Origin of the sequence: Endozoicomonas sp. 8E, assembly GCF_032883915.1 — a bacterium.
In the GTDB taxonomy this organism is placed as follows: domain Bacteria; phylum Pseudomonadota; class Gammaproteobacteria; order Pseudomonadales; family Endozoicomonadaceae; genus Endozoicomonas_A.
Genome location: NZ_CP120717.1, coordinates 2,150,761 through 2,169,152, shown reverse-complemented (window position 1 = coordinate 2,169,152; position 18,392 = coordinate 2,150,761). Strand labels below are relative to the sequence as shown.

The 18,392-nt window shown below is 48.3% G+C and carries 3 protein-coding genes; all 3 read left to right on the top strand.

Going from position 1 to position 18,392, the window contains the following annotated elements:
• The first annotated feature begins 163 nt into the window (after positions 1 to 163).
• The 3 genes from P6910_RS07840 to P6910_RS07830 all read left to right on the top strand — a co-directional run bounded on the left by P6910_RS07840 (position 164) and on the right by P6910_RS07830 (position 18,360).
• A complete protein-coding gene (locus P6910_RS07840; RefSeq protein ID WP_317145711.1) occupies positions 164 to 7,273 on the top strand; it encodes a hypothetical protein in 7,110 nt (2,369 codons plus the stop codon).
• A gap of 145 nt (positions 7,274 to 7,418) precedes the next feature.
• A complete protein-coding gene (locus tag P6910_RS07835; RefSeq protein ID WP_317145710.1) occupies positions 7,419 to 12,365 on the top strand; it encodes a hypothetical protein in 4,947 nt (1,648 codons plus the stop codon).
• 142 nt (positions 12,366 to 12,507) lie between these two features.
• Positions 12,508 to 18,360, top strand: a complete 5,853-nt coding sequence (locus tag P6910_RS07830; RefSeq protein ID WP_317145709.1) for a hypothetical protein — start codon at positions 12,508 to 12,510, stop codon at positions 18,358 to 18,360.
• Positions 18,361 to 18,392: the final 32 nt, after the last annotated feature.

The window sequence follows — 18,392 nt, the reverse complement described above, 5'->3', positions numbered from 1 at the left end:
TCTGCCAGTGTGAACTAAATTCTCTCAACGGCTTACAGAAACAGCCATGAGCGATTGGCAGCCACGAACGATTGACAGCTATTAGCTATCAGGAGTCGCATACTCACGAGGTGTGGTAATCACTTTTCACGATAATCAAAATACTCAGCACTGAGGTAGTAGAATGACAAATGTTCGCCCCAATGCATTAACACTGTCAGTGGCCATTGCAATCAGCTCTTCCATGATTGGCACACAGGCATTGGCGGATCGCAGACTGCAGACAAAATCTGTCGATATTCATGGCAATGGACATGCAGAGTTCACCCAGAGTGAAGTCATAGTTCAGCCAACTCTAGGCGACGACCAGCAGCCAATACCCAAATCCTTTACTACCACTTACCCCGATCAGACTGAAGTCAGAGCGGGTTATGACATCCCTTCAGAAGGTTTCACGGACGTCCTTTCTGGCATCGTGGGTGGCGTCTCCATTGTTGATCAGTTTGAAACAGACGAGAATAATGTTGCTCAGAAGTACACCAAAGTTCTGAAGGTCGGTAATGAGGGGGTTTTCAAATTCACCCATAACCTTGCAGAAAGGAAACTGCTTATCGAAGTCAGAGACAGAATGACCCATCAGGATTCAATTAAGGCTGTTCGCGTTCAATTAGGCAACACGCAAACATTAGAACCGTTTACGAAAGTTGCCAGCCCCGAACATCTGGTCGGAGTGCTCAAAGGTGCACATGAAAGAGCAGGAAACCTTGGCGAAGTTGATCACTATGTTGCTCTTGCCACCCTTAAAGTCAATAAGGTTAAAGTGAACGGCCGCACCTTTCTGCGTCTTCTTGCTTCGGCCGAGCAACCCCCTGAACTGCGCCGCCTGGGGCAATCACTCTTTGTCAATGACGAGGCTCTTTTAGCAGCAGCCACCTCTGCCTATGCCCAGGTTCATGTTCTGGGGGAAGATATACAACAGCAAGCTCTCAACAAACTGTTGTCGTACCATAAACCTGTCGGCTATGTTGTTCACGTCGAAGATGACACACAGCCTTACCCTGTGCCTGAGGGTTATCCAAAACTGGAAGTGACTGAGGCTCCCGGAGAGATTATAGTTTTCCGCAGTCAAAAACAGAATCCAACCGATCTCGCTTTTGTAGAAGGTCTGCATGACATGTGGGAGGAAGAATCCAGCACCCGCCCCCCCTCTGATGCAAAAACACAGATAAAAAAAGATAAGGTCAAAAGCTATCAATACACCATTAGAAGCAGGCAAATGGCATTGCTGGAGGGATTAGCAGCAGAACACAATGCTGGACCTGAAGAAGATGGAGAAATAACGCTTGCATACGACCATGATCTGATGATAGCACTGTCACAATATGAATATCTGTATCAGGCATTAACCAGTGCAAATTTAGATGGAGCGGATGAATTTGAACTCACAATAGGACAGATCGAAATCGCTTCGTCGGTCGTCACGCCGACCTGGATGCATAATCAACTCAAAAAATACTTCAGCTTCAAGCCGGCACTTAGAAATCTCCTGACTAATCAGTTCTTTATTCAGAATATTCAGAAAGTGATATCGGGTGACAGTGATATCATCCGAGTGCAGGCCGATGATCCCGGGGACGAGGAAGAGCTTGCTTCCAAAGTCGTGAGCAACAAGCCCAGAGAGCTGATTGAGATAAAAATCAGGCAAGAAGAGCTGCTGGCAAAAGAGAGCGAACTCACCCAGCTTAGAAACCAGTTAAAGCTCACAACGGAAAAAACCAGTACCAGTGAAAAGGAACAACTAAGAGCACTTCAACTCAGGCAACAAATTGAAGATAAACTTGTACAGTTTCATCAAGAGCTGGGACAACAGAAAAACCAGATACAAACACTTCAGAGGCAAGTCAGTCGAATCCCATCACTGGAAAAACAACTTAGTAGTATCAGAGCGTATGCCATAATAGCTCAGTACTCTATAACAGCATCAAGGCTCGGTATTGATGACTGGATTGATACCCTTCCACTGGAAGTGCAATCCAGACGCATCAGTGAAAGAATTAAAGAAATCTTCAGAATATACGCCGCAACAGGACAGCCTGATGAAGAAGCGTTAAAAGCCAAACCGGCGGCCATTGGCGGCAAGCGCGGTATCGCTCCGGTCAATAAAAAAAATCTGGCTACCCTTCAGTCCATTCAACAGCAGCTGCAACAAGCCCCTAGACAACCCGACGCACTCGATTCGGAAACACTGACTACCTTTGAAGGTCAACTCGGGATTACAAATAGCCAACATGACCCTTTAGATCGTCGCCGGACCATTCAGCAGCACCTTAAGCATCAGGCCATTAAGATTTTTCAAACACATATTCAGAATCAACAAGAGCACGAAGAACCGAAAGAATGGTTACAGAAACTTTTGCAGGAAATCGAACATATTCCAGAGCTGAAACAACAAGCCCGTGATGCCAGCGCAGGTGCCCTGAAAGTTCGCAACGCTCAAATAGCAATAGAGCTTGGTATTGATAACTGGGATGTTACCCAGCCACCGGAAGAACAAGCCAGAATCATTAGAAAAAAAATTCTTGAAATCAAGCAATTGGCTGCCGCAACAACACAACCAGATGAAGAAGCTGTAAAAGCAAAAGCGCCGACCAATGAAGACGATCTTGCTACCCTTCAGTTCATTCGTCCGCCAAAGCAACAGCGACTGCAACAAAACGAAGAACCAAGCGATGGGGAAATCCAGGAAAGACTGGCTTTCTGCGAAGGTAAGCTCGGTCTGGTTCCAGAAAACGAAGATGACCTTGAAGCCCGTAACCGGTGGCTTCAGCAGCGCATCAAGCAGCTTTCACTCGAGATCCATCAACAAAATGTTGAGAATCAGCAAAAGCTGGCAAAACGAAGCAGCTTGTTACACTTTCTTCAGGAAGAAGCCGACCGAATTCCAATACTGAGAAAAAAAGCTCGTGAAGTGACAGCTGCAGCCATAAAAGATTACAACACCCAAATTGCAGCAAAGCTTGGTATTGATAACTGGGATGGTACCCAAACCCTCGAAGAACAAGCCAGGCTCATCAACCAGAAAATTAGTGAAATCAAGCAACCGGTTGCCCCAACATCGATTGCCCCAACATCGATTGCCCCAACATCGATTGCCCCAACATCGATTGCCCCAACATCAATTGCCCCAACATCGATTGCCCCAACATCGATTGCCCCAACATCGATTGCCCCAACATCGATTGCCCCAACATCGATTGCCCCAACATCGGTTGCCGCAACATCGGTTGCCGCAACATCGATTGCTCCAACATCGGTTACCCTGACATCGGTTGCCCCAACATCGGTTGCCGCAACACCCGTTTCCGCAACAGAACAGACTCGGGAAGAACCTGCAAACGCAGAACGGGCGACCATTGAACATCAGCTCGGTCCGGTCCCGGAGAGCGAAAAGGACCCGGAAGTCTGTTGTCAGGCCATTCAGCAACACCATAAGGAGCAGGAAACTCAGACCGATCAACAATATCTTCAGCAACGGAGCATCACAACAGATGCTGAAAAAGAAACTGAAATTAAAGCTGAAATTAAAGCCCGCTATACAACTATTGCCGTACGTTTAGGCATTGAGGATTTTGATAGCAATGCAGATATTGACGTTCAACAAGAATGCCTGGTTCAAAAACTGGAGACAATGAATGCTGAAGCGCAACGTCTGCGTCAACAACTCAATACCATGAGCATCCAACTCGATATGGAGGATTTTTACACCGATACCAGAAAAGTTGCTCTGGCCGGGGTTCTTGGTATTGATCCGAACGACAACACCGCACTATCAGACCGCGCCGCCGTAGAGTCAGCAGTATATACCAAACTTAACAAGCTTAAATTTCTGGACACCTATGTGGATTACATCAGAACAGGCAACTCCGAAGTTATGCCTGAAGTCCGTGAGACATTGAGTGACATGGAAAAAACTCTTCAGATGAGAGCTCCTGATGAAAAAGATGACGTGTATCTTCGTCGTCAGGCCATTTCTGAAGAAATATGGGGATTCATCAGCAAAGCCAGACAACGGTCAGAGGAAAAAGCTCTGGCAATACTGAAAGCCATAGAAGAAATACTCGACATCAAAGTCAATGAAGAGGATGACAAAACAACAAGACTTATCAGGGTTCGAAGAATGTTTGACGGCGATGATCTCACAGATCACAGGCTGGATAAGATACATAACACCCTTTGGGCAGATGAAGACACAGCTCCGGACGGGAGGGATCTTAAAGTCGCGAAACTTCTTGCGTATCTTCACTATAAAGTTGGAGGCTCTGACCCGGATCAACGTGCCAGAGAGCAACAGACCGATCCGCTGGCACAGGTAGAAGAAGCATTATTCGGAATCAACTTCAATGAACAGAATGACAGAACAGCAAGACTTGCCAGGGTTCTTAAAATACTTGGCTACGCCGGAGAATACCAACTGGGCCGGATAGACCAAAGCCTCTGGAAAGAAGATAGCGAAGCTCTCGACGAGAAGGGTCTCAGACTCAAGAAGCTTGATGCGAGTCTTACTTATAAAGTCGAAGATCCGTACCGTGATAAGCAGGTCATAGAACAGCTGACACGCTTGATTGCAGCAATAGAGGACCAGCTGCATATCCACCCTCTTGATTGTGTTGTTGGTATAAAAAAAGTCAAGGCTTTCACAGCGAAACTGGCCAGTGATCTAATGATGAACTTTGATAACGACGCCAGCCTGTCTGAACAGAAGGATACTCTGATGGCCAGAATTCAGGCATTTCGGGATGAAGTCAACCAAGTTTATGAAGATGAAACAGCCAGAAGAGCCCGGAACAATGAAATGGCACATCAACTCAACATTAAAGACTATAACGATGATGCCAGCATAAACGACCAAAACAGTTTAATTAATGCAAAACTGCAACTGCTGGACGAAGAAGTTATCGATAAGGTTCAGCCAGACGTTAATGCACGTATCCTGATCATTGAGAACGAGCTTGACAGGCATATGGCTCGCTTGGGACCCAAACCCCGGTACGTCCTTGATCGTGAGGCAGCCACAGCCAGGGCAGTTTTGAAAAAAGCTGAAAGTGAGCTGAAGGCTGCTCATCAAAAACTGGATGCTATGGTACAACCGGGCGGGGATGGTGCCAGTGGTAGCAAGGTCCAGCAACCGATTCAGGAACAAGCCCGTCTGGAAGCTGAGATTGAAGTCAGGAAAGCAGATATTGAGAGAATGAAGTCTGCCCTGAAGGTTGCCGAGAAAACCGTCGAAAATGATGGCGGTCCCTTCCAGTACACGCCGGGACAGGTAAAAGTAATGACCGATATGCACGGCTTCATCCACCAGCACGCTCTCAAGAAACAGGCTCTGGAAGCCGCAATGGGTCTGGCAGCATCGGCAGCGAAAAGCGCTAAGGTGATCCCCCAGCTTTCGACTTTCGATTTTGACGATGAATTTGCCCCCATTCGCTTGCAGGCAATGGTCGGAAAAGATCTGACGTTTCATCAGGCCAGCCGGATTGTAAGAGTCTTCAGGAACCTGAAAAGAAACTTCTCACCCTCCTCTTTCGAGCTGGAAGATGATCAGTCTCAGGACGTCCTGGAAGAAGTCGGGGTTTTGGTGCAGAGGATCAGAAATGAGTTGGGCAAAGGGCCTCAACAATACGACGAAGTCATTAATGGTATGGGCAAAATGGCCATTCACTTCGTCAAGTATGAAGAAGAGGACCTGAAAAGCTTTCTGGAATACTTCGCTACCCGTTTTGCCAGTGGTAACAAGATAATAACTCTGCTGCGAGAAGGTCTGATCAGCAAGGTTGAACTTGAAAACTACATAAAGGCCGTCAGAGGTGTTGATGGTTATCAGACAGTGGCTGAGTTTGAACACTTCCTTGGTGATAAACAGGGTGTCAGGGTGCCCGAGTTCAGGAAGGTCATCCAGATGCTGTCCGATGAAGGCGCTGAGCAATTCATGGGGATTGCCATTACTCCTGTGACCGTGACCGCAACTGGCCCGGCGGGCATGAAAGAGTCTGTTGACGGCATGAAAGAGTATGCCGCTGCTGTCATCGCCAACTACGTTCTGGATGATATTGCCTTTGAAAATGGCCGCAGAACGGCAGCATTTCTGGCCAATGTTCAGGAGACCCTGACTCCTTATGCCAATGCTGCCGGCCTGTCTCAATCAGAACTGATCCAGGCTATCCATGACACATTGATGCAGGCTCATGCCGCAGCGGTTGAGCAGCAGCTCAATGATTACTGGGTCAAACCTTCAGCCTTTCTGGTACAGGCTGTCACCTGGTACTACACCAGCTACAAACCGCTACTGGTAACCCATACCGCCAGGCAGGCTGCCGAACTATCGCTCTCAAACATGTCATTCCTCTATCTTCTGGATCTGACCAACCGGGGTGATTACCTGCACAGGATGCTTACACCTTTCCAGCACTGGTTGGAACGCTACGGTGTTGATCCTGACCGAACCGGCCAATACGCCTACCACAATGGAATTGAACAAGTCTCTGAAGTGGGCGGTCTGGCCATGCCATTGGGCAAGGCCGCGTCCTCAGTCATTCTGCTAAGCACCGGTTCCATGTTGTTTGCCAGACAGTACAACGCCAACCCGCACAGGTATCGCAGCATTTCCCGTATGGTGCCGGAAATAGTGAAATCCATGGGTTCCCGACAAGGGGTTCAGGTGCCGCTTCTGCACAGGGTGACACCACAAAAAGTGAAAACGCTGGCCTCTGCCACAGCCGCTCTGGTGCTGGGTCCGGTAGCCACTGTCGGAACATACGCCCATGGACTTATATCCGGATTCACCTATGCCCAAACCTTCGGAGTCGCCCTGGCGTCGAGTCTCACTTTCGACTTCTTTATGAACGACAACAAGATGCTCACTCAGTGGCTGGGTGGACCTCTGGGCCGAAGTCTTGACAAAATGAATCGCTGGATAGGTTTGGGTGAAACGCAAGATGAATATGTGAAACGTACCGCTATTGCCGCGCCTCAATACTTCAGTGAAACCGATGAAGAATACGCCTACCGCGTTAAAGCCAACAACACAATGTATGGCTGGACGCGACATGAAAATTATCTGCAATTTCGTGAACGCCGGGATCGCACCATGAGACTATTTGAGAATGGCTGGGAGAAATACTTCAGGGAAAATATACCTGAATGGTCGTTCTCCCACGCAAAAAGTATTCCTTATTCCTACACTCTGGGTACCTTCTACGAATGGGGTGACAAAAAGGCTACCCGCGACGAACTCTGATATCAGAGACCATTAGATGCCCCGTTCACAGGCATCAAAAAGAGATCAGCATAAATCAGCCATGAGCGACTGAAACAATTTTTTGCGCCCTCAGGGATGAGAAATTTTTCACGGTAATCAAATTACTCTGCTCTGAGGTAATAGAATGACGAATGCTCGCCCCCACGCATTAAGCTTCGCTGTGACCGTTGCAATCAGCTCTTCCATCATCAGTACACAGGCGCTGGCTGATTCAAGGTTGCAGATAAAATCTGTCGATATTTCGGGCAATGGACAGGTGGAATTTACCCAGAGTGAGGTCATAGTTCAGCCAACTTTAGGTGATGATCAGCAGCCAATACCCAAATCCTATACAACCACCTACCCTGATCAGGCTCAGGTCAGAGCGGGCTACGAGGTTCCTTCCGAAGGCTTCACAGACGTTCTTTCTGGCATCGAAGGGGGGGTTTCCAGTGTTGATCAGTTTGAAACAGACGAGAATAACGTTGCTCAAAAATACACCAAAGTCCTCAAGGTGGGTGATGAGGGAGTCTTCAAGTTCACCCACAACCTTGCGGAAGAGAAACTGGTCATTGAAGTCAGAAAAGGAATGACCGACCAGAATTCAATTGAGGCCATTCGTGCTCAATCAGGTGACGTCGAATCATTAGAACCATCGACGGAAATCGCCAATCCCGCACAGCTGGCCGGAGTGCTGAAAGGTGCGCATGAAAAAGCGGGAAACCTTGGTGCAAGCGATCACTATGTCGCCCTGACCACCATTCCAGTAAGAAAAGTTGAAGTGAACGGACGCAGCTTTATGCGTCACATTGTTGCGGGCAATCAGCCCCCTGAACTGGAGCATCTGGGGCAGTCGCTCTTTGTTAATGATGAGGTTCTTTTAGCAGCAGCCACTTCTGCCTACATCCAGGTCCATGTTCTGGGGAAAGATATACAAAAGAAAGCGCTCAAAAAACTGCTGTCGTACCATAAACCTGTCGGCTATGTTGTACTCGTTGAGGATGACACACAGCCATATCCTCTGCCTGAGGATTATCCAATGCTGAAAGTGACTGAGGCTCCCGGAGAGGTTATTGTTTTTCGCGGTCAAAAACAGAATTCGGCCGATGTCGCTTTTGTGGAAGGTCTCTATGACATGTGGGTGCAGGAATCTGACTACAGTCTCCCCTCTAAAGCATCAGCACAGATTAAAAAAGATAAGGTCAAAAGCTACCAGTACACCATTCGAAGCAGGCAGATGGCACTGCTGGAGGAGTTAGCGGCAGAGCGCAATGTCAAATCTGACGAAGATGGAAAAATGATACTTGCTTGCGAAGGCGAACTGAGGGCGCTGTCACATTATGAATATCTCCATCAGGCATTGACCATTGCAACTAAAGATGGGGCAGATGAATTTGAACTCACAATAGGACAGATCGAAGTGGCTTCCTCGGTTATCACATCAACCTGGGTGCATGATCAACTGGAAAAACACTTTAGCTTCAAACCTGCAATCAGAAACCTTCTGACGGATCAATTCTTTATTGAGAATATGCGGGAAGTGATACCGGATGACAGTGATATCATCCTGGCGCAAGCCGATACTAACGGGGACAGGGAAGAGCTTGCTTCCAAAGTCACGAGCGACACGCCCGAACAGCTGATTGAGATGAACACCAGGCAAAAAGAGCTGCTGACAAAAGAAAGCGAACTCAGCCAGCCTGGAAACCAGTTAAAGCTCACAACGGAGAAAAACAGTAACAGTGAAAAGGAAATGGCAAGAACGCTTCAACTCAGGCAACAGACTGTAGGTAAACTTACACAGTTTCAGCAAGAGCTGGGACGACAGAATAAACTGATACAAAAACTTCAGCAGCAAGTCAATCGAATTCCAGCGCTGGAAAAAAAAGCCAGTAGTGCCAAAAACAATGCCTTGATAGCTCAGTACGCCACAATGGCAACAAGGCTTGGTATTAATGACTGGGATGATAGCCTTTCAATGGAAGAGCAATCCAGACGCATCATTGAGAGAACTAATGAAGTCTTCAGAGTATACGCCTCAACAGGGCAGTCTCATGAAGAAGCGGTAAAAGCAAATCCGGCGACCATTGGCGGCAAGTGCGTTATTGCTTCGGTCAATAAAAAAAATCTGGCTACCCTTCATTCCATTCACAGCCAGCTGCAACAAAATGCCAGACTACCCAACGCACTGGCTTTGGAAAAACTGACTGCCTTTGAAGGTCAGCTCGGCCTGGTGACGGATAACCGATGCACCCCTGCAGACCGTCGCCGGGTCATTCAACTGCACCTTATGCATCAGGCCGCTGAGTTTTTTCAAACACATATTCAGAATCAACAAAAGCACGAAGAACCGAAAAAATGGTTACAGAAACTTCTGCAGGAAATCGAACAAATTCCAAAGCTGAGAAAACTGGCTCGTGATGCCAGAGCAGGTGCCTTAAAAGTTTGCAACGCTCAAATGGCAATAGATCTTGGTATTGATCAATGGGATGATAAACTGCCACTCGAAGAACAAGCCAGCATCATTAGACAAAAAACTCTTGAAATCAGGCAATTGGCTGCCGTAACAGGACAGTCTGATAAAAAAGCTGTACAAGCAAAAGCGTCAGCCATTGGAAGCAAGAGGAGTTTTGTCTGGGACAATAAAGAGGATCTGGCTGCCCTTCGGTTCATTCGCCCGTCAAAGCAACAGCGGCTGCAAGAAAACGAAGAACTAACTGATGGGGAAATCCGGGAAAGACTGGCTTTCTATGAAGGTAAGCTCGATCTGGTTCCAGAAAACGAAGATGACCTTGAAGCCCGTAACCTGGGGCTTCAGCAGCGCATCAAGCAGCTGTCACTGGAGATCCATCAACAAAATGTTGAGAATCAGAAAAAGCTGGCAAAACGGAGCATCTGGCTACACTTTCTTCAGGAAGAAGTCGACCGAATTCCAGTACTGAGAAAAAAAACTCGTGAAGCAACAGCTGCAGCCATACAGGATTACAACACTCAAATTGCAGCAAAGCTTGGTATTGATAACTGGGATGATACCCAATCCCCCGAAGAACAAGCCAGACTCATCAGCCAGAAAATTAATGAAATCAAGCAACCTGTTGCAGCGACATCAGCTACCGCAACACTGATTGCCCCAACATCGGCTACCGCAACACCGATTGCTCCAACACCGATTGCTCCAACACCGATTGCTCCAACATCGATTGCCCCAACACCGGTTACCGCAACACCGGTTACCGCAACACCAGCTACCGCAACAGAGCAGCCTTGGGAAGAAGCTGAAAGTGAACTGGAGACTGCTCATCAAAAACTGGATGCTATGGTAGTACAGGGCGGGGATGATGCCTGTGGCGACAAGATCCAGCAACCAATTCAGGAACAGGTCCGTCTGAAAGCTGAGATTGAAGTCAGGAAGGCAGACCTTGAGAGAATGAAGGATGCCGGGAAAGCCGTCGAAAATGATGGTGATCCCTTCCAGTACACGTCGGGACAGGTAGAAGTCTTGACCGATGAGCACAACTTCATCCACCAGAACGCTCTCAAGAAACAGGCTCTGGAAGCCGCAATGAGTCTGTCCGCATCTGCAGCGAAAAAGATAATAGCTCTGCTGCGTGAAGGTCTGATCAGCAGGGTTGAACTTGAAAACTACATAAAGGCCGTCATAGGTGTTGATGGTTATCAGACAGTGGCTGAGTTTGAACACTTCCTTGGTTATAAGCAGGGTATCAAGGTGCCCGAGCTCAGGAAGTTTATCCAGATGCTGTCCGATGAGGTTGCTGAGCAATTCATTGGGATTGCCATTACTCCTGTGACCCTGACCGCAACTGTCCCGGCGGGCATGAAAGAGTCTGTTGCCGGCATGAAAGAGTATGCCGCTGCTGTCATCGCCAACTACGTTCTGGATGATATTGCCTTTGAAAATGGCCGCAGAACGGCAGTATTTCTGGCCAATGTTCAGGAGACCCTGACACCTTATGCCCATGCTGCCGGCCTGTCTGAATCAGAACTGATCCAGGCTATGCATGACACATTGTTACAGGCTCATGCCGCAGCGGTTGAGCAGGAGCTAAATAACTACTGGATCAAACCTTCAGCTTTTCTGGTACAGGCTGTCACCTGGTACTTCTCCAGCTACAAACCGCTACTGGTGAGCCATGACGCCCGGCGGGCTACCGAGTTGAGCCTCTCAAACATGGCGTTACTCTATCTGCTGGACCTGACCAGCAGGGGTGATTACCTGCACCGAATGCTCACTCCTTTCCAGCACTGGCTGGAACGTTATGGTGTTGATCTTGACCGGACCGGCCAATATGCCTACCACAGTGGGATTGAACAAATCTCTGAAGTGGGTGGGCTGACCATGCCATTGGGCAAGGCCGCTTCTTCAGTCATTCTGCTAAGAACCGTTTCCACGTTATTTGCCAGACAATACAACGCCAATCCCCATAGGTATCGCAGCATTTCCCGTCTGGTACCTGAAATAGTGAAATCCATGGGTTCCGGACAAGGGGTTCAAGTGCCTCTTCTGCACCGGGTGACACCTCAAAAAGTGAAAACGCTGGCCTCTGCCACAGCCGGTCTGGTGCTGGGTCCGGTAGCCACTGTCGGAGCATACGCCCATGGCCTTATATCCGGATTCACTTATGTTCAAACCTTCGGAGTCGCTCTGGCGTCGAGTCTCACTTTCGACTTCTTTATGAACGATAACAAAATGCTCACTCAATGGCTGGGTGGCCCCCTGGGCCGAAGTCTTGACAAATTTAACCGCTGGCGAGGCGTGGGTGATTCAGACGATGAATATGTGCAACGCACGGCTATTGCCGCGCCTCAATACTTCAGTGAAACCGATGAAGAGTACGCCTACCGTGTTAAAGCCAACAACACAATGTATGGCTGGACGCGACATGAAAATTATCTGCAATTTCGTGAGCGCCGGGATCGCACCATGAGACTATTTGGGAATGGCTGGGAGCAATACTTCAGGGAAAATGTGCCTAAATGGTCGTTCTCCCACGCAAAAAGTTTTCCTTATTTCTACACTCTGGGTGCCTTCTACGAATGGGGGGACAAAAAGGCTACCCGCGACGAACTCTGATATCAGAGACCGTTAGACGACCCATTCACAGACATCAAGAATCCGGCATAAATCAGCCATGAGTGACTGAAACTATTTTTCGTCCCCCCGGGGATGAAATATTTTTTACGGTAATCAAATTACTCTGCTCTGAGGTAATAGAATGACGAATGCTCGCCCCCATGCATTAAGCTTTGCTGTGACCTTTGCAATCAGCTCTTCCATCATCAGTACACAGGCGCTGGCTGATTCAAGGTTGCAGATAAAATCTGTCGATATTTCGGGCAATGGACAGGTGGAATTTACCCAGAGTGAGGTCATAGTTCAGCCGACTTTAGGTGATAATCAGCAGCCAATTCCCAAATCCTATACAACCACCTACCCTGATCAGGCTCAAGCCAGGGCGGGCTACGACGTTCCTTCCGAAGGCTTCACAGACGTTCTTTCTGGCATCGAAGGCGGCGTTTCCAGTGTTGATCAGTTTGAAACAGACGAGAATGACGTTGCTCTGAAATACACCAAAGTCCTCAGGGTGGGTGATGAGGGTGTCTTCAAGTTCACCCATGACCTTGCAGAAGAGAAACTGGTCATTGAAGTCAGAAAAGGAATGACCGACCAGAATTCAATTGAGGCTGTTCGTGCTCAATCAGATGACATCGAATCATTAGAACCATTAACGAAACTCGCCAGTCCCACACAGTTGGCCGGAGTGCTCAAAGGTGCGCATGGAAGAGCGGGAAACCTTGGCGCAAGCGATCACTATGTTCCCCTTGCCGACATTCCAGTAAATAAAGTTGCAGTGACCGGGCGCACCTTTATGCGTCATGTTGTTGCGGGCGATCAGCCTCCTGAACTGCAACGCCTTGGACAGTCGCTCTTTGTTAATGATGAGGCTCTTTTAGCAGTAGCCACCTCTGCCTACGTCCAAGTCCATTTTCTGGGGAAAAATGTACAACGGAATGCTCTCAAAAGACTGTTGTCGTACCAAAAACCCGTCGGCTATGTTGTACTCGTCGAGGATGGCAAACAGGCATATCCTGCGCCTGCTGGCTATCCGTGGATGGAAGTGAGTCAGGCTTCGGAGGAGACTATTGTTTTCCATGGCCAGAAACCGAATCCAACCGATATCGCTTTTGTGGATAGTCACATTTTCCGCTGGGAACAATATCGATTTATACAACATAAGGCAAAGGTTAAAAAAGATAAAATCAGAAGCTACCAGTTCGTCATCAGGAGCAGGCAAATGGCGCTGCTGGAAGAGCTTGCTGCTGAGCTGGCGGTACAGCAAGATGCCAAACTTAATGAAGATACATTGTCAGAGATTACCTACTATGAATCTTTTCAGCAGGCATTAACCAGTGACACCTCGGATCGAACCGATGAATTTGAGTTAACAACAGGACAGATAAGAGTTGCTACATCGATCATCACGCCAATCTGGATGCAGTTTCAACTCCTAAAAAACTTCAGCTTCAAACCTGCACTTCAAAATCTTCTGATTAATCATAACTTTGTTCAGAGTATTCAGAAATTTATATCCCTTGCCAACACAGTGATGAATTTCTTTGTTGAAGACCATGGCAGTACCTTTACCCCTTTAGCCCGGGACTATATTAAAGGACAGATGCGTGAGCTGGTAAGCACGATTGAAAAACTGCGGGCAAGGGAGGCAGAACTCGCCGGGGCAGTCAAGACATTAGATCGCAGCATAACGGCAATGGCCATTGCCAGTGATGAGGCAGAATTGACAAAAGTACAACTCAAACAGAAATTTCAGGATGAGCTTAAAGAGCTTCGTCAAGTGCTCGTGGTGATGAAAAACACGGCTGATGAATTTCAGCAGGATAACAAACGAATCCCGGAGCTGGAAAAACAGATCAGTGATGACAGGGCAGACGCCACAAAAACTCGTAGAGTTCAACTGGCAGCAGGGCTCAATATCGATGATCGGGATGGTACCCCGCCACCAGAGAAACGCGCCAGACTTACCAGCCAGAAAATTGATGAAACCAGGCCATCGGTTACCCCAACATCGTTTACTGCAACATCCATTACCCCAACACCGGCCAGCGCAATGCCGGTTGCCACAACATCGGTTGCCGCAACATCGGTTGCCGAAACATCGGTTGCCGACGACTCTCAGCCTGTTGTGAATCTGGACAGGACAATGCTACCCAATGGCGAACTCTCGCAGGAACTGGCTGCCATTGAAAGCCGCCATGGTTTGGTCCCGGTCAACGAAGCAGACCTGGAAGCCCGTCAACAGACCATTGAGCGACTCTTTGAGCAGCTGAATGCTCGGGTCCGCACAGAGGCTGACAAAGCTGCTGCAATGAAGGCCGGCTATACAACCATTGCCGCACATTGTGACATTGATGATTTTGATAGCAATGCAGATATTGACGTTCAACAAGCACGTCTGGTTGAAAAACTGGAGGCAATGAAGGCTGAAGCGCAATCTCTGCGTCAACAACTTTATACTACGAGCAAGCAACTCAATGAGGAGCTTCTTTACACCGCTGGCAGAACAGATGCTCTGGCTGCGGTTCTCGGTATTGATCAGAATGACAACACCATGCTATTAGACCGCACCGCCGCGGAGGCAACAGTCTATATCAAACTTCTCAAGCTTAAATTTTTGGACACACAGCTGGATTACATCAGAACAGGCCACTCCGAAGTGATGCCTGAAGTCCTTGAGACATTGAGTAACCTGGAAAAAGCCCTTCAGATAAGAGCCCCTGATGACAACAATGACGTGTATCTTCGTCGCCAGGCCATTTCTGAAAACATGCAGAGGATTGTCAGAAAAGCCATACAAGAGTCGGAGGAAAATGCTCTGGAGATACTGAAAACCTCAGAAGAAATACTCAACATCAAAGTCAATGAAAAGCATGACAAAACAACAAGATTTAACAGGATTCGGAGAATGCTTTACGGCGATGATCTTACAGATCAGACGCTGGATAAGATAGATAACGCCCTCTGGGCAGATGAAAACACAGCTCTGGACGGGAGGGCTCTTAAACTCGAGAAGCTTCTCGCGCATCTTCACTATAAAGTCGGAGTCCATGACCCTGATCAGCGAGCCAGAGAACAGCGGACAGATCCGCTAACACATGTAGAAGAAGTACTTAAGGTCGACCTCATTGAACGGAATGACAGAGCAGAAAGACTTGCCAGGGTTATTAATATACTTGACAGCGATTCTGTCAGAGAACACCTACTGGATCGGATAGACCAAACTTTCTGGAAAGCAGACTGCAAAGCGATCGACGAGAGGGGCCTCAGACTCAAAAAGCTTGATGCGAGTTTTACTTATAAAGTCGCAGATCCGTACCATATTAAGCTGTTCAGAGAACTGGAGAAACGTTGGCTTGCAGCCATTGAGCACCAGCTGAAAATACCCCCTCTTGATTTCGTTACTGCTGTAAGAAAAGTCAAGGTTTTCACAACCAAACTGGCCAGTGACCTGGTGATGAACCTTGACAGGGATGCCAGTCTGTCTGACCAGAAGGATGCCCTGATAGCCAGAATTCAGGCATTTCGGGATGCAGTCAACCAAGTCTATGAAGATGAAGTGGTCAGCAGAGTCCGGAACAATGAAATGGCCCGCCAACTCAATATTGAAGACTATAACGATGATGCCAGCATAAACGACCAAAAAAGTTTAATTGAAGCAAAACTCCTACAGCTGGACGAAGAAGTTATCGACAGGGTTCAGCCAGACGTTAATGCGCGCATCCAGATCATTGAAAACGAGCTTGACAGGCATTTGGCTCTCCTGAGATCTAAGCCCCGATACGTTCTTGATCGTGAGGTAGCCACAGCCAGAACAGTTTTGAAAAAAGCTGAAAGTGAGCTGGAGACTGCTCATCAAAAACTGGATGCTGTGGTACTAGCGGGCGGGGATGATGCCAGTGGCGACAAGATCCGGCAACCGATTCAGGAACAGGCCCGTCTGGAAGCTGAGATTGACGTCAGGAAAGCAGACCTTGAGAGAATGAAGAATGCCCTGAAGGCTGCCGAGAAAGCCGTCGAAAATGATGGCGGTCCCTTCCAGTACACGCCAGGACAAGTTGAAGTTCTGAACAATATGCACGACTTCATCCATCAGCACGCGCTCAAGAAACAGGCTCTGGAAGCCGCAATGGGTCTGGCAGCATCGGCAGCGAAAAGCGCTAAGGTGATCCCCCAGCTTTCGACTTTCGATTTTGACGATGAATTTGCCCCCATTCGCTTACAGGCAATGGTTGGAAAAGATCTGACGTTTCATCAGGCCAGCCGGATTGTAAGAGTCTTCAGGAACCTGAAAAGAAACTTCTCACCCTCCTCTTTCGAGCTGGAAGATGATCAGTCTCAGGACGTCCTGGAAGAAGTCGGGGTTTTGGTGCAGAGGATCAGAAATGAGTTGGGCAAAGGGCCTCAACAATACGACGAAGTCATTAATGGTATGGGCAAAATGGCCATTCACTTCGTCAAGTATGAAGAAGAGGACCTGAAAAGCTTTCTGGAATACTTCGCTACCCGTTCTGCCAGTGGTAACAAGATAATAACTCTGCTGCGAGAAGGTCTGATCAGCAAGGTTGAACTTGAAAACTACATAAAGGCCGTCAGAGGTGTTGATGGTTATCAGACAGTGGCTGAGTTTGAACACTTCCTTGGTGATAAACAGGGTGTCAGGGTGCCCGAGTTCAGGAAGGTCATCCAGATGCTGTCCGATGAAGGCGCTGAGCAATTCATGGGGATTGCCATTACTCCTGTGACCGTGACCGCAACTGGCCCGGCGGGCATGAAAGAGTCTGTTGACGGCATGAAAGAGTATGCCGCTGCTGTCATCGCCAACTACGTTCTGGATGATATTGCCTTTGAAAATGGCCGCAAAACGGCAGCATTTCTGGCCAATGTTCAGGAGACCCTGACTCCTTATGCCAATGTTGTCGGCCTGTCTCAATCAGAACTGATCCAGGCTATCCATGACACATTGATGCAGGCTCATGCCGCAGCGGTTGAGCAGCAGCTCAATGATTACTGGGTCAAACCTTCAGCCTTTCTGGTACAGGCTGTCACCTGGTATTACACCAGCTACAAACCGCTACTGGTAACCCATACCGCCAGGCAGGCTGCCGAACTATCGCTCTCAAACATGTCATTCCTCTATCTTCTGGATCTGACCAACCGGGGTGATTACCTGCACAGGATGCTTACACCTTTCCAGCACTGGTTGGAACGCTACGGTGTTGATCCTGACCGAACCGGCCAATACGCCTACCACAATGGAATTGAACAAGTCTCTGAAGTGGGCGGTCTGGCCATGCCATTGGGCAAGGCCGCGTCCTCAGTCATTCTGCTAAGCACCGGTTCCATGTTGTTTGCCAGACAGTACAACGCCAACCCGCACAGGTATCGCAGCATTTCCCGTCTGGTGCCGGAAATAGTGAAATCCATGGGTTCCCGACAAGGGGTTCAGGTGCCGCTTCTGCACAGGGTGACACCACAAAAAGTGAAAACGCTGGCCTCTGCCACAGCCGCTCTGGTGCTGGGTCCGGTAGCCACTGTCGGAACATACGCCCATGGACTTATATCCGGATTCACCTATGCCCAAACCTTCGGAGTCGCCCTGGCGTCGAGTCTCACTTTCGACTTCTTTATGAACGACAACAAGATGCTCACTCAGTGGCTGGGTGGACCTCTGGGCCGAAGTCTTGACAAAATGAATCGCTGGATAGGTTTGGGTGAAACGCAAGATGAATATGTGAAACGTACGGCTATTGCCTCGCCTCAACGCTTCAATGAAACCGATGAAGCCTATACAAACCGTGTTAAAGCCAACGACAGGATGTATGGCTGGACTCGACACGAAAATTACCTGCAGTTCCGCGAACGCCGTGATCGCACCATGAAACTGTTTGAGAATGGCTGGGAGAAATACTTCAGGGAAAATATACCTAAATGGTCGTTCTCCCACGCAGAAAGTATTCCATACTTCTACACTCTTGGAGCCTTCTACAAATAGCAAAAGTTCGATGATCAGAAAGTTGGCGGTCA